The organism is Solimonas aquatica, from assembly GCF_900111015.1.
Taxonomy (GTDB): domain Bacteria; phylum Pseudomonadota; class Gammaproteobacteria; order Nevskiales; family Nevskiaceae; genus Solimonas; species Solimonas aquatica.
Map to the genome: position 1 here is coordinate 37,786 of NZ_FOFS01000015.1, position 21,791 is coordinate 59,576.

Sequence of the window (21,791 nt, forward strand, 5' to 3'; positions counted from 1 at the left end):
GACAGATCTCCGTGATGCCAATCAGGGTAACAGGCTGCGTCGTTCGAAGAGGAAGTCGGCATCCGCGCTGCCGCTGTCGGCCAGTGCATTGCCGTATTGCGGGGTTTGCGGCAGCTCGCGTTCCACTTCATCGCGCACCTGGAAGAACAGGGTATTGCCCGGCGCCCAGCGATCCAGGCGCCGCAGCTGCTGCAGAAGGCTCCAGGCGAACACCGAGTGGCCGTTGTTGCCGGAGTCGGCCACCGGTTCGTCGGAGCCCGACGTCATCGCCATCACCGAGCGCTGACCGAGATAGGACTGCGCCTCGCGTTCACGCTGTGCCGTGCTTTCCTGCTTGCGGGCGGTGCCCACGAAGCTGCCGGAGTAGCAGCTGTCGAGAATCAGCGCGACCTGCTTGGCCTGCATCAGCCGCAGCCAGCGCGCGACATCGGCGTTGGAGATCCAGCCGCGTGGATCACGGGCACTGGCATCGGAGGGAATCCAGTAGCCCAGGCCGGTTTTCTCCACCAGCTCGCCGTGACCGGCGAAGTACACCAGCAGGCTGTCGTCCTCGCGCATCTCCAGCGTCAGGCGGTTGAGCGCGGCAACGATCTGCGCGCGATCGGGATTCTCCAGCGCCAGCACCTCATAGCCCAGACGCGACTGCAACTCGCCGGCGATGGCGCGAGCATCCGGCACCGCGCTGCTGAGCTGCGGCACGCGCGGATCGGCGTAATGGTTGAGGCCGATCACCAGGGCGCGCTTGCGGGCGATGGCCGGCACCGCCGCCACCATCTGCAACCGCGCGGCCGGTGCCTGGCGGCGCTTCTTCAGCAGCTGCTTTTGCAGATCCTCGCTGAGGATGCACACGCCTTTCTCCGCTTCCTGCAGCGACTGGCACTGCGGCAGATCCGCCAGCTGCGGATTTTCCTCCAGCTGCGCCCGTGCCTCGGCCAGCACCGCCGCCTTGAAGGCCGTGCGCGCGCTGAGCAGCTTGCTCACTTGTTCGCGCGGCAGTTCCTGCACCGAGATGTTGCGGAAGTAGGTCTGTTCGCCATCGGTCAGCAGATAGGACTGCGGCGTCACGCGGCTGTCGCCGCTGACGCCGGCCTGCGTGAACAGCGCGCTCAGGGTGCTGCCCTGCGTGGCATTCACCAGACCGGAATCGCCGCCGCTGTCGCGCGCCGGCATCGGCTTGCTCAGCTGCCGGGACAGAACCTGTGGCAGCCCGCCATCCGGCACGCTGCTGATTTTGCTCAGCTGCAGCTGATCGTTCTGATAGCGCTGCTGCACGCTGCTGTCGCTGCTCTGCAGATCGAAGCTGCCGCTGTGCCCGGCATAGCGCATCACCGTGAAGCTGTCGCCGCTGGCGGCGCTGTAGCCGCTGGCAAACGACAGCTGCAGGGTGCCGGCCAGCGTGGCCTGACCACTGAGGCCGAGCTGGTCCTGCAGACCCGCGCCGGCCACATCGATGGCGAGCACACCGCCGGCCAGCTGCTGGTAATCGCCCAGCAGCTGCAGCGTGGCCACGCCGCCGCCGCCATCCTCTGGCGCGATCAGACCCTGATTGCGCAGCAGCGCGCCGCTCAGATCGATGCGACCGTCGCCGCGAATCACGCCGCCGCTGTCATTGCGCAGACCTTCGGCGGCAACCAGCGTGGCGCTGTTGCCGAGGCGGATCAGACCGGTGTTGCTCAGGCCGCCGCTGCCGGCGTCGGCGAGCGTGGTGCTGCCGCCTTGCAGATCCATCGTGCCGGCGTTCTGGCGCAGACCCGAGAACTGCGCGGTGCCCGCCGAGACCGTCAGCGTGCCGCCGGCTGCATTGCTCCAGCCGGCGCCGCCGGCCTTGGCCACGGTGATTCCGGCGCTGCTGCTGACATCGGCGATGGCGAGGCTGCCGCCGCTCAGCTCGATGCTGCCGGCATTGCCGGCGATGCCGGCGAGCTGAGCGCTGCCACCGCTCACCGAAATCCGGCCGCTGTCTTCGTTCTGCCAGCTGCTGCCGCTGACATCGAGCGAACCCGAGCTGACATTCAACGTGCCGCTGTTGCTGCTGAAGTTCGTCAGCGTTACCGCTGCGCCGCTGGTGTTGATGCTGCCGCTGTTGGCGAGGCCGGCCGTTGCGCCATTGACGCTGAGCTGACCGCCGCTGGCGTTCAGGCTGCCGCTGTTGCGGGCCAGATCATTCACGAGCAGCACGCCGCCGCGCACATCCACGCTGCCGGCGTTGCCGTCGATGCCGGAGAGTTGCGCGCTGCCGCCGCTGACCAGGACCTGTCCGCCATCCTGGTTTTGCCAGGCGCTGCCGCTGATATCGAGCGAGCCCGAGCTGACATTGAGCATGCCGCTGTTGCCGCCGAAGTTTGTCAGCGCCAACGCGCCGCCACTGGTGCTGATGCTGCCGCTGTTATTGAGGCCGGCCGTTATGCCGTTGACGGAGAGATGGCCGCCGCTCACATCCACGCTGCCGGCGTTGCTGCTGATGCCGGAGAGCTGCGCGCTGCCGCCGCTGATCAAGACCTGACCGCCATCCTGGTTTTGCCAGGCGCTGCCGCTGATATCGAGCCAGCCCGAGCTGACATTCAGCGTACCGCTGTTGCCGCCGAAGTTCGTCAGCAACATCGTGCCACCAGCAGCGTTGACGCTGCCGCTGTTGTCGAGACCTGTCGTTGCGCCATTGACGGTGAGCTGACCGCCGCTGGCATTCAGGCTGCCGCTGTTGCGGGCCAGATCGTTCACCACTAGCGTGCCGCCGCGCACATCCACGCTGCCGGCATTGCCGGCGATGCCCGACAGCTGCGCGCTGCCGCCGGCCACGGAGACCTGAGCGCCGTCTGCGTTGTGCCAGCTGCTGCCGCTGACATCGAGCGAGCCCGAGCTGACATTCAGTGTGCCGCTGTTGCCGCCGAAGTTTGTCAGCGACACGGTGCCGCCATCAGCGTTGACGCTGCCGCTGTTGTCGAGCCGCGCCGTCGCGCCGTTGACGGTGAGCTGGCCGCTGCTGGCGCTCAGGCTGCCGCTGTTGCGGGCCAGATCATTCACGAGCAGCACGCCGCCGCGCACATCCACGCTGCCGGCATTGCCGGCGATGCCCGACAGCTGCGCGCTGCCGCCGGTCACGGAGACCTGAGCACCGTCTGTGTTGTGCCAGCTGCTGCCGCTGACATCGAGCGAGCCCGAGCTGATATCGAGCGTGCCGCTGTTGCCGCCGAAGTTCGTCAGCGACACGGTGCCGCCGCTGGCCTTGATGCTGCCACTGTTGTCGAGGCCTGCCGTTGCGCCATTGACGGTGAGCTGACCGCCGCTGGCGTTCAGGCTGCCGCTGTTGCGGGTCAGATCGTTTACGAGCAGCGTGCCGCCGTTCACCGCCACGCTGCCGGCGTTGCCGTCGATGCCGGAGAGTTGCGCGCTGCCGCCGCTGACCAGGACCTCGCCGCCATCCTGGTTTTGCCAGCCGCTGCCGCCGACATCGAGCGAACCCGAGCTGATATCGAGCGTGCCGCTGTTCGCGCTGAAACGCGTCAGCGTCACGCTGCCGCCGCGCACCTGGATGCTGCCGCTGTTGCTGAGGCCGGTGTTGCTCGCGCCGCTTGCCGTGAGTGCTCCGCCGCTGAGCTCCACGGTTCCGGCATTGCTGCTGATGCCCGACAGCTGCGCGCTGCCGCCACTCACCAGAACCTGGCCGCCATCCTGGTTTTGCCAGGCGCTGCCGCCGACATCGAGTGAACCTGCGCTGACACTGAGCGTGCCGCTGTTCGTGCTGAAGCGGCTCAGCGTCACGCTGCCGCCGCCTGCGCTGAGGCTGCCGCTGTTGTGGAGGCCGGTGCTTGCGCCATCGACGGTGAGCTGGCCGCCGCTGGCGCTGAGGCTGCCGCTGTTCGTGGCCAGATCGCGTGCCAGCAGCGTGCCGCCGCTGACCGTCACGCGACCGGCATTGCCGCTGATGCCGGAGAGCTGCGCGTCGCCGCCAGTCACGGCTACTTGTCCGCTGGCCTGGTTCTGCCAGCTGCCGCTCACATCCAGGCTGCCGCTGCTGATCTGCAGCGAGCCCTGATTCGCGGCGAAATTGGTGATGTCGAGCGTGCCGCCGGTCAAGGAGACCTGCCCGGTGTTGAGCAAGCCGCCGCTGCTCGAGCCACGCAGATCGAGCGTGCCGCCGGAGCTGATGAGGCTGCCGCTGTTCACGCGCATGTCCTGAATCGTGAGCTGGCCGCCGCTCTGGCTCAGGCTGCCGTTGTTGCTCGCGAAGCCGTCCAGATGCGCGGTGCCGCCGGTGATCAGGATCTGCGCGCCGCTGGCATTGCGCCAGCCGTCGCCGCTCACCTCCAGCGTGCCGGCGCCGAGCGACAGGCGCGCGCTGTTGCGGCTGAAGTTCGCAAGACTGAGCTGGCCACCGGTGACGGACACATCGCCGGTATTGATCAGGCCGCTGCCGCTGGCTCCGCTCACGCTGAGCTGGCCGCCGCTGGCGAGCAGACTGCCGCTGTTGCTGGCCAGATCCTGGACCTGCAGCGAGCCGCTGCCGCTGCTGCTCAGCACGCCGGAATTTGCACTCAGGCCTTCGAGCTGGGCCAGGCCGCCGCTCACCACGATCTGCCCGCCGCTGTCGTTGTGCCAGTTGCTGCCACTGAGATTCAGGGTGCCGCCGCTGAGCGCCAGCGTGCCGCTGTTGCTGAGAAAGTTGCCGAGGCTCAGCGTGCCGCCGCGGCCGGAGAGGCTGCCGGTATTGCTCAGTCCGGTGTCGGCGCCCGTGAGCGTGAGCTTGCCGCCGCTCACATCGATGCTGCCGCTGTTCTGGCGCAGGCCGCCGAGTTCCAGCGTGCCGCCACTGAGTGAGATGCTGCCGGCGTTGTGGTCCAGTCCGCCGAGCTGTGCGCTGCCGCCGCTGACCAGCAGCTGCGCGCTGTCTTCCTGATTCCAGCTGCTGGCGCTGATCTCCAGGCTGCCGGCGCTGAGCTGCAGCAGACCGCTGTTGCTGCCCAGCTTGGTGAGATGCAGCGTGCCGCCGCTGACATCGATGCTGCCGCTGCTGGAAAGACCCGCGCTGTTGCCATCGACCGTGAGCGTGCCGGCACTGGCCGCCAGTGTGCCGCTGTTGCTGCCCAGATTCGCCAGTGAAATATCACCGCCCTGCGCCGAGACCAGGCCGCTGTTGCTCAGACCCGCAGCGCCCGGATCGTGCACCACCACGCTGCCGCCGCTGGCCAGGATGCTGCCGGCATTGCGGCTCAGGCCGCTGATGTCCAGCACGCCGGCGCTCGCGCCGAGGCTGCCGCCGGCGTCGTTCTGCCAGTCGTCGCCGGAGAGTTCCAGGCGACCGCCGTCGGCGCTGAGCTGGCCTTGATTGCTGCCGAGCGAGGCCAGGGTGAGCACATGCTCCTGGCTGCTGATCTGCAAACCGCTGCCGATGTCGAGCCGTGGCGCGTCGCGATCGGCGCTCTGTGCCTGTGTGCTGATCGTGGCGCCGCCGGCTTGAGCTGGATCTTCGGCGTCGGGATCGGCGATGGCCCTGGCGATGATCTGGCCACTGCCCTGCAAGTGCTGCGTGGCGTCGCCGATCAGAATCAGGCGCGCACCGTGATCCAGCTCGGAATAGACATTGCTCGCCAGCGACAAGGTGCCGTTGACGGTGAGCCCGCCATGAATATTCAGCACGCTATTGGTCAAGGCGCTGAGGCTGCCGTCGAGTCGCAGGCCGTTCTGCACATCGAGGCCGCCGCCGTTGGCCAGCGTCGATTGCAGGCCCGCGCCCAGCGTCATGCCATCGAGCACGGTTTGATGACCCAGATCCAGCCGCGCCTGTCCGTTGCTGCTGAACAGGGTGCCGTTGCGCAGCGTGCTGGGACAGCTGCCCTCGCAGAACCCGCCGGCGAGTTCCAGCCGGCCCATGCCGTCGAGGTCGAAGCTGCCGCCCTGCAGGTTCCAGCTGATGCCGGTGTCGAGCACGAAGTGGCCGGTGTCGCCATGCCGCATCGTGCCCAGGTTCGTACCGCTGATATCCGAGCCGAAGACGATCACGCCCTGATTGGCATTGAAGACGCCGCTGTTGCTCCAGCTGCCGTACAGCTTGATGCTGCTGCCCGAGCCGTTGGCGCGAATCTCGCCGGTATTGCTCCAGCTGCCGCTGCTATCGGCATTGATGTACAAGGTGCCGAAATCCGGATCGAAGATCTGGCTGTTGATCAGGCCGTGATTGCTCAGCAGATGATCCAGGTACAGATCACCGGCGGTATGCGAAAGCACGATGCCCGCGCCGATGCGGAAGCCATCGTCGGCGTCGATCACGCCGAGATAAGCGCTGTTGCCGCTGCCGTAGTTGCCGGCCAGCAGCGTGCCGTTGCCGGCCAGAAACTGCACGCCGCTGCTGAAGTGCAGGGTGGCGCCCGGCGAGATGCCCTCATCGACGATGCCGAAGGTGCTCAGGCGCAGCACCGCGCCGTCCAGCAACAGATCATGGCGGATGTTCAGGGTGCTGGCGGCGTCCAGCGTCATCGTGATGTCGGGCCCCAGCGTGACCGCATCGAAGCTGGCGCTGCTGTAGCGGTCCAGCCAGATACTGGCGCCGCTCGTGCCGCTGATCAGGGCATTGCTGATTTCACTGCCGCTCCGCAGGTCCAGCTCGCCGCTCAGGTGCAGGGTGCCGCCGTTGAGGTTCACGCTGCTGCCGAGTGCGCTGAGGCCATCGCCGTTGCGTGCCGACTGCAAGGACAGATCCAGAGTCGCGCCGCTGGCGCTGATTGCCTGGTTGAGATAGATCGAGTGATCGGCAATCAGGCTCAGGCGCACCGAGGCGCCGAGTGAAACGTTGATGGGACTGCTGAGCGTGATGTCGCCGAGCTGTCCGGGATCTTCGCAATCAGCACAGGGGCTGGTGCTGATCTCCACGCTGGTACCGCCTTCCAGGGCGTAGATGATGTCGCTGGCGAGGTAGTCGTCGATATCGACATCCTGCGGGTCCAGCAGCCAGAGCCCGGCGCGGCCGTGTGCGGCGCTGGCGTCCGGCGCGCGGCCGATCAGCAGCTGGCCGTGACTGGAGGTCTCGATGAAGCCGCCGTCGCCGCGCAGGCTGCCGCCGCGCGCCGAGAGCTGACCGTAGACCTGCGTGAGATCCAGCGACCACAGCTGGATGCTGCCGCCATTGCCGTAGCGCCCGCCATCGGCGAACAGGCTGGCGCCCGGGGCGATGCGCAGCGTGGCCGGCAGCTCGCTGCGGATGCGGCCGCCGCCGTCACGGCCGGAGACATCCAGGCGCGCGCCGCTCTGGATGTCGATGTTGCCGGCACCGAGCAGCGCGATGCTGCCGCCCCGGCCCTGCGCGTTGCTGGCATCCACGCGCCCGGCCACCGTCAGCTGCCGGCTGGCGGACAGCACGATGCGGCCCTGCGCATCCAGGCTCAGCTGGTCGGCCTGCACCAGACCCTGCTGATTGATCACGCCGCCGTAGACATCGATGCCGCTGGCCAGCAGGCTGCCCGTGTTGTGGACCTCGCCCTGCGGCAGCGGGATGTGGAAACTCAGATAGGGCAGGCCGGTGTCGAGCAGTTCCACGCTGTCGGCAGCCAGCAGGCCGATCTGTCCGCCCGGTGCCTGCAGGGTGCCTTCATTGCGGATGCTGGGGCCGATCAGCAGCAGCTGCCCGCCGTAAGGCGTGCTGAGCAGGCCCTGATTGACGATGCCCAGGCCGGCGGCGCTGCGCGCATCGGCGCCGAGCGCGTAATGGCCGCTGTCCAGCGCGCTCGTATCCAGGCGCAGCGTGGAGGCGATCAGGCTGCCCACATCCACGCGCGCGTTCTGGCCGAACAGAATGCCATTGGGATTGAGAAGCCAGACGCGGCCGTTGCTGCTGAGCGCGCCGAGCAGATAGCTGGGGTTCTGGCTGCTGACGCGGTTGACCACCTGGCTCTGCGCGCTGGCCTGCTGGAAATTCACGCTGTAGCCGGCGCCGATGGAAAAGCTCTGCCAGTCCAGAATCGTGTTCGGCGTGTTCACGATCTGCATGGCATGGCCCTGGCTCGTCACGCTGGCCTGACCGCTGATCACGCTCAGGCCGCTGGGCAGCGGCGCGATGCCGGCGGGCAGGGCGATGCCCTGCGCCGCGCCGGCGGCGGCCATGGCGGGAACCGTGCCGAGCAGCAGGATCGGCAGATGCCGCAGCGCTTTGCGATGAAGATTCATGCGCCGGCCCTCAGAAGCCATAAGCCAGGGAAAAGTGCAGACGGTAATCACCGCGCGCGGTGCGCTGCGCATCGGCGTAGGCGCGCGCGGCATCGAGCCGCAGTTGCAGATGCTGCTGATACTGGCCGCGCAGCCCCAGGCCCAGGCTGCCGATGCGGCAGCGGCTGTCCTGCGCACGGCAGGGCGTGTGTCTCTGGTTGAGCAGCAGACTGCCGTCGGCAAACGCGGCGGCATACAGCGCGGCATCGCCGTCGTCGCGACGCAGCAGCGCATGCAGGCCTTCGACGCTGCTGAGCAGCCCGGAGTCGGCCACCAGCTCGCGTTCCTGATAGCCGCGCACGCTGGTCAGGCCGCCGGCGCCGAACTGCTCGCCGGGCACCAGGGCATTGCGGCTGTACTGGAACTGTGTGCGCCAGTTGAAGACATCGCGTGTGCTGAGCGCCTGCTGCCAGGCCAGGCTGCCGCGCAGCAGGCTGTAATGCGCCGGCGCGCCGGTGCGCATCGCTTCGAAGTCGGCGGCTGCGCCATCGGCACCGCCGGTCAGGAGGTTGTAGACCAGCTGCAGATTGGCGCTGAACTGCGTGCCCAGCTGCGCGTCGTAAGCCAGGGTCAGCGGCCGCACCGCGATGCTGGCGTCGGCCGAGCCGCAGCCGGCGGCGCCCAGCAGGCCCACGCTGCAGTCGTTGCGGTAATGGCGCTGGTCCAGGCCGATGTAGACCTTCTGCCGCCAGGCGCTGTGCTTGGGCAGATACCAGCGGTAACGCAGGCCCAGGGCATCGCCGCGTCCGGAGAACAGCGCATCGCCCGCCGGCGTGGCGATGGCCTTGCTGTCCACGTCCGAATAGCTGGCGGTGAACTCCAGCGCCGAATGCAGCGTGTACCAGGGCGCAAGATAACTCAGGCTCACCGCCTTGCTGCGCGCATCGAAGTCCGGCGAGACCTCGCCGCGCAGGCCCAGCTGCTGATCGCCGCCGAACAGATTGGCGTGCAGATAAGCCAGCGAGGCGCGGTAATGGCCGGTGCTCTCGCTGCCGCTGTTGTCCAGGCCCAGGGTGAACTGCTGCGGCGCGCGTTCGCGTGTCACCACCAGCGCATCGATGCGCCCGGCGACATCGGAAGGCTGGAACACCACGCGCGTGGACTTGGCCGGGTTTTCATTGGCCTGCTGTGTGTTGGTGTCCACCGCAATCAGGTTCGGCGTCTGTCCGCGCGCCAGACCCGGCAGGCTGTGCAGGATGTTGTCGCGCTCGAAACGCTGATTGCCCTGCACGTAAATCTGATCGAGCTTGCCTTCCACCACCTGCAGACGCAGCGTGCCGCGCTCGACCGTCTGCTCGGGCAGCAGCACCAGCACCGTGCCATAACCGGCTTCGCGATATGCGGCCTGCAGCGCGTCGGCGCGGGCGCGGATCTTCGCCATGTTCAGCGGCGGTGCGATGGGCTGCAGCAGTTGCTGCAGCTGCGCCTCGGGCAGCAGGCTGTTGCCTTCGACGCTCAGCGTCAGCGGCGTGTTCAGGGCATCGGCGGCGAGCGTCTGCGCGTCGGCCAGCGGCGTCGTCAGCAGCGCCAGGCTCAGCAGGGCCGGGCGCGACAGCACAGGCGCAAGACGGAAGATGTTCATCAGTGCGCGTGCAAGAGGCCGTAGATGATGGTGCCGGGCGGCACCAGGGTCTGCGCCACCAGACTGGCGGCGGCCAGCAGTCCTTCCACGGCGGCGTGCGCGCGGCCGGGCGGCGGCTGTGACGGATCCAGGCCCCAGGCGCCGGGAATCGGGCCGTGACGGATCACCTTCAGCGCGGTGCCCACGCTGCGCAGATCGTGCTTGATGGGTTCCAGCACCAGACCGTGCCAGAGGTGACGGAAGCTGCCGTGCGAGGAAATGCGCGTCTGTCCCCAGTTCCAGGTCAGCAGCAGATAGGCCAGGGTGGTGCAGCCGACGATGCTGGTGGGAATCCAGTAGCCGGTTCGCGCGCGCAGCATCGCCAGGCCTTCGGAGAGCGCCATCAGCAGGCCCAGCACCAGAAACACGAAGAAGATCGGCTGCAGATGCGTGATGTAGAAATTGTGGCCGACCATCTGGGGCGTGCTGCGGCCGAACAGGCGCCCGATATGATCACTCATCGCATTGAGAATGGCGGTGCACAGGCTGATGAAGCCGAACACCACGATCAGCGCCACCAGATGGCTCGCCTCCTGTTCATGCGCGAGGCCACCGGCCAGCGCCGCGGCATGCACCTGCACGCCGAAGCGGTCGCCAAAGGGCGAGCCGAACACGTCGGTCTGGCCCCAGGCGCCGCCCACCACGATCCACTCCGCGTCCAGCTGACTCAGCACCTCGCCCAGCATCTGCAGATCGCCGCTGAAGGGCAGCACCAGTCCCGACTGCAGCACGATGGGCGAGAGCAGCATCGCCTTCTTGTGATAGTGGCTGGCGGGTTCCACGCAATGTCCGGGCGCCTGCAAGGCGGCGTCGGCAAGGCTGCCCTCGTACTGCTCGGTCAGCGAGGGATAGCCGAACTCATTGGGCACATAGGGCAGGCCGAAGCTCAGGCCGCGCTGGCACAGCCCGGCGCGCCACTGTCGCAGCGCGGCGATGTCCTGCTCGGAGCCGGCATTCACCGCCGGCAGCACCCAGAGCGCGGGTTCGCGCAGCAGCAGCGCGTCCAGCGCCTGCTGGGCCTGCGCCTGTCCCGGCATCGGCGAGGCGTCCAGGTCCAGCACGATGCGCCGCGCCTTGGGGCTGTGCTCGCGGATGGTGCCCAGCAGCTCGCTGAGCCGCTCGCGGTTCAGCGGCGACTGCGCCTGAAAGAAATGCTGGTAGCCGACATCGTCGATGGCCACCACCACCACCTTGGCCAGACGCACGTCGTCCTGGCTCCAGGCCGCGGTGTGCTGGGCATCGGAAGCGGCAAAGCTGCTGGCCAGATAGTGCCAGGCCCCGGTGGCCGCGATCAGCGGCGCCAGCGCGATGAAGACGAACGGCCCGCGCAGCGTATGAATGATGATTTCTTCCACGAACGCGAGGAAGAAATTCTTGACCCCCCGAAACATCCCCACTCCCCCAATAGCGAAGCACACGAGTACCCAGGTCCGAGCTGTGCTCGAACTCAACCTCGTTTCGGTTCCGGTGGTGGTGTAGGCGTCGGATCTAGGCGTCCGAACTTTTTCAAGTGGAGTCTGGCCTTGCGACGGCACGCCGTCTGAGCCCGATCAGAATCCCCCGATGGCGGGCACTATACCTGCTTGCACTTTGCCCGAAAACACGGCCCGGCCGCCGATGGCATGCCGGGCTGTCCGCGGCCTCATTGCCGAAGCAGCGGATCGGGCGAATCTTGCCCCGGAAGCGCGGCAGCGGCGTCCGGACGGGGACCGGCCCCGACCGGGCCGGGCGTTTGCCTGACATCAGCCATCGACATTATCGGGCGACAGCCGTCGGCGCCGCGCAGACCGGCGCTTCAGGCGAAGAAGGCATACAGCCAGATGCCGCTGGCCGCGCTTGCGCTCAGCGCCGCCGCAGCGAGCAACCAGCGGCGCCGCGTCAGCGCCGCGATGGAGGCCGCCGAGATCGCGATCTGGAACAGCGTGATGGCCATCGCCAGTTTCTCGTGCGGATGCAGGGCGTGTTCGGCGTGGGCATTGGACGCTTCAGACTTCGCCTCCAGTGATTCGGCCTTGAGCCGCAGCGCCGCCAGTTCGCCGTTGTACTTCTCGATATGCGCCTTGAGCGCCGCCGCCTTGTCGGCGTCGTGCTCCTGGTCCAGGCGCTGTTCCAGCAGCGCCAGCTTGATCGACTTGGCCTGGTAGTACGCCCACTGGTCCGAGGCCTGCGCCCGGCTGAGCACCGCATCGTTCTTGAAGTACAGCGCCTCGTTCTGCGTGTGACCGCCGAAGTAGCTGCAGATGGCCGCCAGCGTGGCGATGATGGCGGTGAACATCGCCACCAGCTGATTCAGGCCGCCGCTGTGCGGCGCGTGATGGTGATGCGCGTGGATTTCAGGTTCTTCCATACAAGAATCGTCAGCAAGGGCAAGGCCAGAATGGCGGCGGCTCTTCTAGCAGGCGACGCTGACGATCAGCTTACGAGCGCTGCGTGCAATGCGATGTCACGCCAGCCGTGACGGTGCACTCAGCGCGCCAGCAATTGCGCGAGCGCAGGTGCGAGCTGCGGATAGTCGAAGGCAAAGCCGGCGTCCGGCAGGCGCCGCGCGAGCACCCGCTGACTGCCCAGCAGCAGACTGGCGCGCTCACCGAGCAGCGTGCGCAGCGCCCAGGCCGGCGTGACCAACCGCGCAGGACGATGCAGCTGCCGCGCCAGCGCCTGCGTGAACTCGGTATTGCGCAGTGCCTGTGGTGCACTGAGGTTGTAAGCGCCGCTGCAGCTGCTGTTCTCCAGCAGGAAGAGAATGGCGCGCAGCTGATCCTCGATGTGTATCCAGCTGAACCACTGCCGCCCATCACCCAGGCGCGCGCCCAGGCCCAGACGAAACGGCGGCAGCACCCGCGCCAGCATCCCGCCCTCGGCGCTCAGCACCACACTGGTCCGCAGCAGCGCCACGCGCACGCCCAGCGTGCCTGCCGGCAGCGCCGCCGCTTCCCAGTCCGCGCAGAGCTGCGCCGAAAAGTCCGCGCCCTGCGGCGCGCTTTCATCCAGCACGCCCTCGCCGCCCTCGCCGTAGAAGCCGATGGCCGAGCCGCTGAGCAGAACCTGCGGCGGCTGCTGGAGCGCGCGCATCCGCGCCACCAGCTGCTGCGTGAGCGCCACGCGGCTGTCGCGCAGCAGCTGCTGGCGTCGCGCCGACCAGGCCGCATCGGCAATCGGCTCGCCGGCCAGATTGATCACCGCCTCGATGCCATCGGCGTCGCGCCAGCTCTGCAGTGAAGTCCAGGCCTGAACCTGCGGCCCACAAAACCGCGCCACGCGCCGCGGATCACGGCTCAGCACCGTCAGCCGATGGCCTTGTGCGAGCAGGCGCTGGCACAGCGCGCGTCCAATCAGACCGGTGCCGCCGGTGAGGAGAAGGTGCATGGGCAGTGCCTCCAGCGAGTTGGCTGGCACTGTATACGAGCGCCAGCAACATGCAGATGCGAGCGCTGACTGCAGTAGGGTGGGTTAGCGGCGACAGCCGCGTAACCCTCCAGGTGCAAATCTCAATCCAACTCTAGCTCCCGCACCGATTCCGCCGGCAGCCAATCCGCCGGATAAAGTCCACGCGCCACCGCCCGCTGAAAACTCGAATGTGGCCAAAGCCCCGGCTGCTTCACGTAGCCATGCTTGACCGGATTGAAGTGGATGTAATCGACATGCGCCTGCAGATCCGCCTCATCGCGCAGGCAATGCTCCCAGAGGCGCCGCTGCCAGATGCCGCGCTCCCGTTTGTCCACGCGAGGGATGGATTCACCCGGCATGGTCGGCAGCGCCCGCGCGAAGCCCGCCTTGAGCAGACGCCAGCGCGTCGAGAAATCCGCATCACCTGGCGGCAGCGTCCAGATGCAATGCAGATGGTCCGGCAAGACCACGATGGCTTCGGTGTGAAACGGCAGACGCTCGCGCACCTGGGCGAAGCAGCGCTTCAGCAGATCAAGATGTTCGATGAGCAGACGCCGGTGACGATCCGCGAGATTGACGGTGAAGAAGAAGCTGCCGCCGGGGACGTAAGCGCGGATGTATTGAGGCATGCGGCGAGCATCGCCTGCCGCGTGCGTTGGAACCGTGTGCTGATGCGCAGAATCGCGATTGGGTTTCGTGCGATGGCGGGTTACGCTGCGCTAACCCGCCCTACGTTTACTTCTTCTTTGCCAATCGTAGGGTGGGTTAGCGGCGCAGTCGCGTAACCCACCATCAGCCAGCCGAGCCCTGAAAACAAAAGGCCCTCATGATGAGGGCCTTGGTCTCGCAACGAAGCGCGCTGCTCGCGCCATCAATCCCAGCTCAGCGCGCCACCGGTCTGATACTCCGTCACGCGCGTCTCGAAGAAGTTCTTCTCCTTCTTCAGGTCCAGCACCTCGCTCATCCACGGGAAGGGATTCTCCACACCGGGGTAGAGCTGCTTGAGGCCGATCTGGGCGCAGCGGCGGTTGGCGATGAACTTCATGTACTCGTTGAACATGCTGGCGTTCAGGCCCAGCACGCCGCGCGGCATGGTGTCGTGGGCGTAACGGATTTCCAGTTCGGTGGCTTCCTGGATCATGCGCAGGGCCTCGGCCTGGAATTCGCCGGTCCACAGCTGCGGGTTTTCGATCTTGATCTGGTTGATCACGTCGATGCCGAAGTTCATGTGCATGGCTTCGTCACGCATGATGTACTGGATCTGCTCGGACACGCCCACCATCTTGTTGCGACGGCCGAAGCTCAGCAGCTGCACGAAGCCGACGTAGAAGAAGATGCCTTCGAAGACCACGTAGAAGGCGATCAGGTCGCGCAGCAGGCGCTGGTCGGCTTCCTGGGTGCCGGTGTGGAAATCCGCATCGGCCAGGGACTGCGTGAAGGGCAGGCTCCAGGCGGCCTTGTCGTGGATGCTCGGCACTTCGCGGTACATGTTGAACACTTCCGCTTCGTCCAGGCCCAGCGATTCGATGCAGTACTGGTAGGCGTGCGTGTGGATGGCTTCTTCGAAAGCCTGACGCAGCAGGTACTGACGGCACTCGGGATTGGTGAGGTGACGATAGACCGCGAGCACGAGGTTGTTCGCCACCAGCGAGTCGGCGGTGGAGAAGAAGCCCAGCGAGCGCTTGATGATGGTGCGCTCGTCTTCGGTGAGGCCGCTGGGGTCCTGCCAGAGCGCGATGTCGGCGCTCATGTTGATTTCCTGCGGCATCCAGTGGTTGTTGCAGGCGGCCAGATACTTTTCCCAGGCCCATTTGTACTTGAAGGGCACCAGCTGGTTGAGGTCGGCGCGGCAGTTGATGATCTTCTTGTCGTCCACCTGGATGCGGCGGGCGCCCATCTCCAGGCTTTCAAGGCCCGTGGCACCGGCCACGGCCTGCGCGACCACGGCCGCATGTGGCTGCGCCTTGGGCAGGGTGATGGCGGGGCCGGTCTTCGGGGTTTCGGTGGCGTCGTCCCAGGTCAGCATGTTCGTGATTCCTTCATTCATGTCTTGTGTGTGAGGCCGGCGCCGCGAAAACGCGGCGCCGGCTCCGGGCGCTCTTGCGGCGGGCTTACTGGCAGGCTTCGCAGTCGGGATCGAGAATCGAGCAGACCTTGGCACCGCCCACATCGGTGGCGGCCGGCATGACGATGGGCTCGACCGGCGCGGCCGGCTTGGCGGTGACGCCGCCCGATGCACCGCCCACCTTGTTCAGACGGTTGTCGGAAATGGTGGTCTTCTCGGCGTGCGTGGCGCCCAGGGTGCGCAGGTAATACGTGGTCTTCAGGCCCGAGAGCCAGGCGTGGCGGTACAGCTCGTCCAGCTTCTTGCCCGAGGGCGCGGCCATGTACAGGTTCAGCGACTGCGCCTGGTCGATCCACTTCTGGCGGCGGCTGGCGGCATCCACCAGACGCTTGGGGTCGATCTCGAAGGCGCACTTGTACACGGCCTTGATCTCGGCCGGCACGCGGTCGATCTTCTGCACGCTGCCGTCGAAGTACTTGAGGTCGTGCGCCATCACCTCGTCCCACAGACCCAGCTTCTTCAGATCATTGACCAGATACTCGTTGACCACGGTGAACTCGCCGGAGAGATTCGATTTCACGTAGAGGTTCTGGTACGTGGGCTCGATCGACTGCGAGACGCCGGTGATGTTGGCGATGGTGGCGGTGGGCGCGATGGCCATGGTGTTGCTGTTGCGCATGCCCACGCTCTGCACGCGCGAGCGCAGCGCGCTCCAGTCAAACGTGCCGGACTCGCTCACGTCCTGTTGCAGATAGTTGCCGCGTTCCTTGGCCAGCAGCTGGATGGAGTCGATGGGCAGCACGCCCTGGCTCCACAGCGAGCCCTTGAAGCTGGAGTAGGGGCCACGCTCGGCGGCCAGGTCCGTGGAGGCCTTGATCGCGTAGTAGCTCACCGCTTCCATGGAGTAGTCGGCGAAGGCCACGGCGGCGTCGGACTCATAGGGCAGACGCAGCTTGTACAGCGCGTCGTTGAAGCCCATCACGCCCATGCCCACCGGGCGATGACGCAGATTGGAATTGCGCGCGGTCGCCACCGAGTAGTAGTTGTACTCGATGACGTTGTCGAGCATGCGCATCGCGGTGTTGACGGTCTTTTCCAGCTTGGCGAGGTCGAGCTTGCCGTCGGCGCCGATATGCGCCGGCAGATTCACCGAGCCCAGATTGCAGACCGCGATTTCCTGATCGGCCTTGGTGTTGAGCGTGATCTCCGTGCACAGATTGGAGCTGTGCACCACGCCCACGTGCTGCTGCGGCGAGCGCAGATTGCAGGGGTCCTTGAAGGTGATCCAGGGATGACCGGTTTCGAACAGCATGGACAGCATCTTGCGCCACAGCTGCAGCGCCGGCATGCGCTTGAAGTTCTTGATGCGGCCCTGGTCGGCCAGCTTCTCGTATTCGTTGTAGCGCGCTTCAAACGCAGCGCCGACCAGATCGTGCAGATCCGGGGTTTCCTCGGGCGAGAACAGCGTCCACTGGCCGTCTTCGACCACGCGCTTCATGAACAGGTCCGGCACCCAGTTGGCGGTGTTCATGTCGTGCGTGCGGCGACGGTCGTCGCCGGTGTTCTTGCGCAGTTCCAGGAACTCTTCGATGTCGCGGTGCCAGGTTTCCAGGTAGGCGCAGACCGCGCCCTTGCGCTTGCCGCCCTGGTTCACGGCCACGGCGGTGTCATTGGCCACCTTCAGGAACGGCACCACGCCATTGCTCTTGCCGTTGGTGCCCTTGATGTAGCCGCCCATGCCGCGCACCGGCGTCCAGTCATTGCCCAGGCCGCCGGCAAACTTGGAGAGCAGGGCGTTGTCGTGGATGGCGCCGAAGATGCCGTGCAGATCATCCGGCACGGTGGTGAGGTAGCAGCTCGACAGCTGCGGACGCAGGGTGCCGGAGTTGAACAGCGTCGGCGTGCTCGACATGAAGTCGAAGCTCGACAGCAGCTGGTAGAACTCGATGGCCTTGGCTTCGCGGTCGATCTCGTTGATCGCCAGACCCATGGCCACGCGCATGAAGAAGGCCTGCGGCAGCTCGAAGCGGGTCTTGTTGCTGTGGATGAAGTAGCGGTCGTAGAGCGTCTGCAGGCCCAGGTAGTCGAACTTGCCGTCACGCTCGGCGATCAGCGCGCGGCCCAGGGCGTCGAGGTCATAGAGCGCGAGCTTGGGGTCCAGCAGTTCCAGCGACACAGCCTTGTGCACGTAGGCGCGGAAGTATTCGGGATACAGGCCCTTCATTTCCTCGAAGGTGGGGCGCGATTCGGGCAGGCCCAGGAACTTCAGCGCTTCGTGGCGCAGCGCATCGCAGAGCAGGCGCGCGGACACGTAGGTGTAGTTCGGTTCCTTCTCGATGCGCGCACGCGCGGCCAGGGTCAGGGCCTGCGACAGCTCGGCCTCGGGAATGCCGTCGTAGAGATCGCGCAGGGCGGCCTGCAGCACTTCATCGACGTTGACGCCGGACAGGCCCGCGCAGGCCTCGGACACCAGGCGCTGCATGCGCGCCTCGTCCAGGGCCACCACGCTGCCGTCATCGCGCTTCACGGAGAGGCGCGGCTTGGCGGACTCCGGCTGCTTGGCGGCTTCGGCGGCGCGCTGCTTGGCGCGCTCCTCGCGATACAGCACATAGGCGCGGGCGACCTTGTGCTCGCCCGAGCGCATCAGCGCGAGCTCGACCTGATCCTGAATGTCTTCGATATGCAGCGTGCCGCCGCCGTTGAGATGGCGGGTGAGGGCCTGGACCACTTGCGCGCTGATCTGCTCCAGGCGCTCGCGCATGGCGGCGGAAGCGGCGGAGGCGCCGCCTTCCACGGCGAGGAAGGCCTTGTTGATGGCGAGCGAGATTTTCTGCTGGTCAAACGCGGTGACCTTCCCGTTACGACGGATGACCTTGATGCTGCCCGGTGCGGTGGCGGCGAGTTCGGCGGTGCTGGCGGCGGCGGGCGCGGACGGCGGACGAATATCTGCGGGAGCGGAGCTGGTGATGGTTTGCATTTCTTTTATCCCCTGCTGATGTGGGAGAACAAATCCCGGAACGAAAAAAACACGGGGCTTGCTGTCGCGCGGGGGCGGCGAAGGGGCTGACCGTGATGGTCGGTGAAGACTAGGCTGGCCCCGTCGGATTTTCAACATCTAGTGGGTCTTGCAAAAAAACGCCACTACCGCTTGTGTCAAAGCAGTGCATGAGCAGGGTAAAAGCTGTGCATAAGACGGGGACAAATCGCGGACTGCCAGTCAAACCAGAGACTTAGCCCGGTCACTTGCGGTGCAGGCTCGGGCTTTGCCGCATGGCTGCGGGCTTGTCAGGAAAAAACCCAGGGTTTACGCAGGTTCCACGGCCGGCCAGTTTGTGATTAAAAAACGTATAAAGCGACAAATGCAGATAGGAAAAAATTAACCTAACCGTCATGAGCGGTAGCGCCGGGCGGATGATCGGTCAGCCGGAGCGGACAAAAATTGCCCGATCCGGCCGCGCCTTGCGCAAGCCGGTGCGGGGTGGGGCGCTATCCCGGCGTCTCGCCGTGCCGGCCCTGACCCTGGGCGAAGCGCTGTGCCCCGGCGCGTGACTCGCCGGACTGCAGCGTGGCCAGGCCCAGGGCGAACTCGTTCTGAATGGCGGCGGTTTCGGACAGCGACCACTGTTCATGGACCGAGCGCCGGTCGCTGCGCAGGCAGCGTTGTGGCAGGGCCGCGAGCTGCCGGGCCAGGCTCAAGGTCTCCTGCTCCAGCGTCTGCGCCGCACAGAGACGATTGAGCAGGCCCCAGGCATGGGCTTCTTCGGCGCTTACCCGCCGGCCGCTGAGAATCATGTCCATTGCGCGCGACTGCCCGATCAGGCGCGGCAGGCGCACGGTGCCGCCATCAATCAGCGGTACCCCGAAGCGCCGGCAGTACACGCCGAACTCGGCGCTGTGATCGGCAACGCGCAGATCGCACCACAGCGCCAGTTCCAGGCCGCCCGCGACGCAGGCGCCGCGGATCATCGCAATCACCGGTTTGGACAGCTGCATGCGCGTGGGGCCCATCGGGCCATCGCCCTCGGCTGCCAGGCGATTCATGCGCGCCGGATCGCCGCTGGCCACCGCCTTGAGATCGGCGCCGGCGCAGAAGCTCTGGCCTTCGCCGCTCAGCACCGCCACGCAGGCATTCGCGTCGGATTCGAAATCGCCAAAAGCCTGTGCCAGCGCCTCGGCCGTGGCGCGATCCACGGCGTTACGCGCGGCCGGCCGACGGATCTGAATCATGTGCAAGGGACCCTCAATGCTGACCGCGACGCTCATGGTTCGAGCCCTGTTGTCTGTCTGGAGGAGGCACAGCTTAGGGCCTGTTAACAATTACTTTGCGCGCTGCGACGGAGGTCGTTTTGCCGCAGGGCAAGGCGGCAGACGCGCCGCTTGGTGGTTCCAAGCCAGCGGCTGCCAACGCCGCCCTGCGGCAAAACGGCCCCGTCCCGTAAGGGTTGCGCCAGAAATCGCGCCATGCGGCGTTGCGAAACGCAAGCCTTGGAACCACCAAGGCCTGCGTTTCGCGCCTGGCCCTGCGCCAGAACGGCCGCCTTGCGGCCCGCGCCGGGTTTATATAATGTGCGTAGTGTGACTACGCATTTTGTATCTCGGGAGCGCCAAGCCTGCGCAAAGGCTGGCGTATCTGGAGGTTTCGGGCTGCGTCAGCGCTGTTTGCCGCACAACCAACAGGAGGAGCAAATCCATGAATCAAGCCTTGAGGGCGCAGAGCCAGTCGTCGGACGGCCCGGCCTATGCCATACCGCTGGACCAGATCGACGTCAGCAATCCGGAACATTTCCGCGACAACACCCTGTGGTCTTACTTCGAGCGCCTGCGCCGCGAAGACCCCGTGCACTTCTGCCGCGACAGCCTGTTCGGACCGTACTGGTCGGTGACCAAGTTCAAAGACATCATGCACGTCGAGACGCATCCGAAGATCTTCTCTTCGGAGGCGGGCCTGGGCGGCATCACCATCATGGACAACAACGCGGCGGCGCAGCTGCCGATGTTCATTGCCATGGATCCCCCCAAGCACGACGAACAGCGCAAGATCGTCAGCCCCATCGTCGGGCCGGAGAATCTGGCGCGCATGGAAAGCCTGATCCGCGAGCGCACCTCGCGCGCGCTGGACGAGCTGCCGGTCAATCAGACCTTCAACTGGGTGGAGAAGGTTTCGATCAACCTCACCACGCAGATGCTGGCGACGCTGTTCGATTTCCCCTGGGAAGATCGCGCCAAGCTCAGCTACTGGTCGGACGTCACCACCGCCCTGCCGGGCGCGGGCCTAGTCAACTCCGAAGAGGAGCGCATGGCCGAGCTGCTCAAGTGCGCCGAGTACATGACGCGCCTGTGGAACGAGCGCGTGAACTCGCCGCCGCGTGGCGATCTGATTTCGATGCTGGCGCACGCCGAAGGCACCCGCAACATGTCGCCGCAGGAATTCCTGGGCAACATCCTGCTGCTGATCGTGGGCGGCAACGACACCACGCGCAATTCCATGACCGGCGGCGTGCTGGCGCTGAATGAAAATCCGAACGAGTACCGCAAGCTCTGCGCGAACCCCGCGCTGATTGCCTCGCTGGTGCCCGAGGTGGTGCGCTGGCAGACGCCGCTGGCGCACATGCGCCGCACCGCGCTGCATGACACCGAGCTGGGCGGCAAGCTGATCAGGAAGGGCGACAAGGTGGTGATGTGGTACGTGTCCGGCAATCGCGACAGCGACGAGATCGAGAACGCCGATCACTTCATCATCGACCGCGCCAAGCCGCGCCATCATCTGTCCTTCGGCTTTGGCATCCACCGCTGCGTGGGCAACCGCCTGGCCGAGCTGCAGCTGCGCATCCTCTGGGAAGAGCTGCTGCGCCGCTGGCCGGAGCCCATGCAGCTGGAAGTGGTCGGCGAGCCCAAGCGCGTGCTCTCGCCCTTCGTCAAGGGCTACGAGTCGCTGCCGGTACGCATCCGGGCCTGAATTTAAAGCCCCCTTTGGCCGCGGCGACTCTGACCGGGGGCGCCGCGGACTTTCTTTTGATTCCCGAAAATTTTTGAATGATGCAGGCGCGTCGCCGTGGAGCGGCGCGCCGCAGGAGACAGCTAATGAGCGAAGTGACTTTCATCGACTTTCACGGCACGCCGCGCAAGGTGGAGGGCGAGGACGGCGAATCCCTGATGCAGGTGGCTCTGAACCACCTGGTGCCCGGCATCGACGGCGACTGTGGCGGCGCTGCCGCCTGTGCCACCTGCCACATCTACGTGGAAGCGCCCTGGCAGGAAAAGCTGCCGGCGATGGACGCGCAGGAGCGTTCGATGCTGGACCTGGCCGCCGGCTGCGACGAGCGCTCGCGCCTGGCCTGCCAGGTGCGGCTCAATGCCGCGCTGTCCGGCATCGTGGTGCGCACGCCCGAAGCGCAGCACTGAAAAAGCAAGTGACGCCGCGCGTGGCCCTCAGGGCTTGGGGCCGCGCGCGGCGCGCAGCAAGCAGACAAGACCCCGTCGCGCCCGGCTTCAGAGACACCACCGCCGCGCGCAGGCACGGACAAG

At 66.3% G+C, this 21,791-nt stretch carries 11 protein-coding genes; 2 read left to right on the forward strand and 9 right to left on the reverse strand.

Translation table 11 applies throughout. The features are described 5' to 3' along the window. Positions 1–21 precede the first annotated feature (21 nt). The 9 genes from BMY12_RS17330 to BMY12_RS17370 form a co-directional block, all read right to left on the reverse strand. On the reverse strand, positions 22–8,154 hold the full coding sequence (locus BMY12_RS17330; RefSeq protein ID WP_177189052.1) for a two-partner secretion domain-containing protein: 8,133 nt from the start codon (positions 8,152–8,154) through the stop codon (positions 22–24). Between the two features lie 10 nt (positions 8,155–8,164). Beyond that, positions 8,165–9,775: a ShlB/FhaC/HecB family hemolysin secretion/activation protein gene (locus BMY12_RS17335; protein WP_093289020.1), complete on the reverse strand. Its 1,611-nt coding sequence runs from the start codon at positions 9,773–9,775 to the stop codon at positions 8,165–8,167. Further along, positions 9,775–11,205: a CHASE2 domain-containing protein gene (locus tag BMY12_RS17340; protein WP_093289022.1), complete on the reverse strand. Its 1,431-nt coding sequence runs from the start codon at positions 11,203–11,205 to the stop codon at positions 9,775–9,777. Before BMY12_RS17340 ends, BMY12_RS17335 begins: the two co-directional genes overlap by 1 nt. A gap of 404 nt (positions 11,206–11,609) precedes the next feature. Next, positions 11,610–12,161, reverse strand: a complete 552-nt coding sequence (locus BMY12_RS17345; protein ID WP_093289023.1) for a DUF4337 family protein — start codon at positions 12,159–12,161, stop codon at positions 11,610–11,612. 119 nt (positions 12,162–12,280) lie between these two features. Next, the gene (locus BMY12_RS17350) at positions 12,281–13,180 is read right to left on the reverse strand and encodes a TIGR01777 family oxidoreductase (protein ID WP_093289104.1); all 900 of its coding nucleotides are present in this window, start codon (positions 13,178–13,180) and stop codon (positions 12,281–12,283) included. Positions 13,181–13,302: 122 nt separating this feature from the next. Beyond that, positions 13,303–13,830, reverse strand: a complete 528-nt coding sequence (locus BMY12_RS17355; RefSeq protein ID WP_093289025.1) for an REP-associated tyrosine transposase — start codon at positions 13,828–13,830, stop codon at positions 13,303–13,305. Positions 13,831–14,072: 242 nt separating this feature from the next. Further along, complete coding sequence (locus BMY12_RS17360; RefSeq protein WP_093289106.1) at positions 14,073–15,227, reverse strand: ribonucleotide-diphosphate reductase subunit beta; 1,155 nt, start codon at positions 15,225–15,227, stop codon at positions 14,073–14,075. Between the two features lie 85 nt (positions 15,228–15,312). Continuing rightward, positions 15,313–18,243, reverse strand: coding sequence for a ribonucleoside-diphosphate reductase subunit alpha (locus BMY12_RS17365; RefSeq protein ID WP_093289026.1), 2,931 nt, complete (start codon positions 18,241–18,243; stop codon positions 15,313–15,315). 509 nt (positions 18,244–18,752) lie between these two features. Further along, positions 18,753–19,529, reverse strand: coding sequence for a crotonase/enoyl-CoA hydratase family protein (locus tag BMY12_RS17370; RefSeq protein ID WP_093289028.1), 777 nt, complete (start codon positions 19,527–19,529; stop codon positions 18,753–18,755). A gap of 427 nt (positions 19,530–19,956) precedes the next feature. On the opposite strand from BMY12_RS17370, the gene BMY12_RS17375 reads away from it, so the two are divergent. Together BMY12_RS17375 and BMY12_RS17380 are read left to right on the forward strand one after the other, a co-directional pair. After that, the gene (locus BMY12_RS17375; protein WP_093289029.1) at positions 19,957–21,222 is read left to right on the forward strand and encodes a cytochrome P450; all 1,266 of its coding nucleotides are present in this window, start codon (positions 19,957–19,959) and stop codon (positions 21,220–21,222) included. A gap of 125 nt (positions 21,223–21,347) precedes the next feature. Next, positions 21,348–21,668: a 2Fe-2S iron-sulfur cluster-binding protein gene (locus tag BMY12_RS17380; RefSeq protein WP_093289031.1), complete on the forward strand. Its 321-nt coding sequence runs from the start codon at positions 21,348–21,350 to the stop codon at positions 21,666–21,668. Positions 21,669–21,791 lie beyond the last annotated feature (123 nt).

Bases quoted from the DNA above. Each gene is read 5' to 3' on its own strand.
- BMY12_RS17330 (WP_177189052.1), bottom strand. From the start codon at position 8,154: ATGAATCTTCATCGCAAAGCGCTGCGGCATCTGCCGATCCTGCTGCTC.
- BMY12_RS17335 (WP_093289020.1), bottom strand. From the start codon at position 9,775: ATGAACATCTTCCGTCTTGCGCCTGTGCTGTCGCGCCCGGCCCTGCTG.
- BMY12_RS17340 (WP_093289022.1), bottom strand. From the start codon at position 11,205: ATGTTTCGGGGGGTCAAGAATTTCTTCCTCGCGTTCGTGGAAGAAATC.
- BMY12_RS17345 (WP_093289023.1), bottom strand. From the start codon at position 12,161: ATGGAAGAACCTGAAATCCACGCGCATCACCATCACGCGCCGCACAGC.
- BMY12_RS17350 (WP_093289104.1), bottom strand. From the start codon at position 13,180: ATGCACCTTCTCCTCACCGGCGGCACCGGTCTGATTGGACGCGCGCTG.
- BMY12_RS17355 (WP_093289025.1), bottom strand. From the start codon at position 13,830: ATGCCTCAATACATCCGCGCTTACGTCCCCGGCGGCAGCTTCTTCTTC.
- BMY12_RS17360 (WP_093289106.1), bottom strand. From the start codon at position 15,227: ATGCTGACCTGGGACGACGCCACCGAAACCCCGAAGACCGGCCCCGCC.
- BMY12_RS17365 (WP_093289026.1), bottom strand. From the start codon at position 18,243: ATGCAAACCATCACCAGCTCCGCTCCCGCAGATATTCGTCCGCCGTCC.
- BMY12_RS17370 (WP_093289028.1), bottom strand. From the start codon at position 19,529: ATGAGCGTCGCGGTCAGCATTGAGGGTCCCTTGCACATGATTCAGATC.
- BMY12_RS17375 (WP_093289029.1), top strand. From the start codon at position 19,957: ATGAATCAAGCCTTGAGGGCGCAGAGCCAGTCGTCGGACGGCCCGGCC.
- BMY12_RS17380 (WP_093289031.1), top strand. From the start codon at position 21,348: ATGAGCGAAGTGACTTTCATCGACTTTCACGGCACGCCGCGCAAGGTG.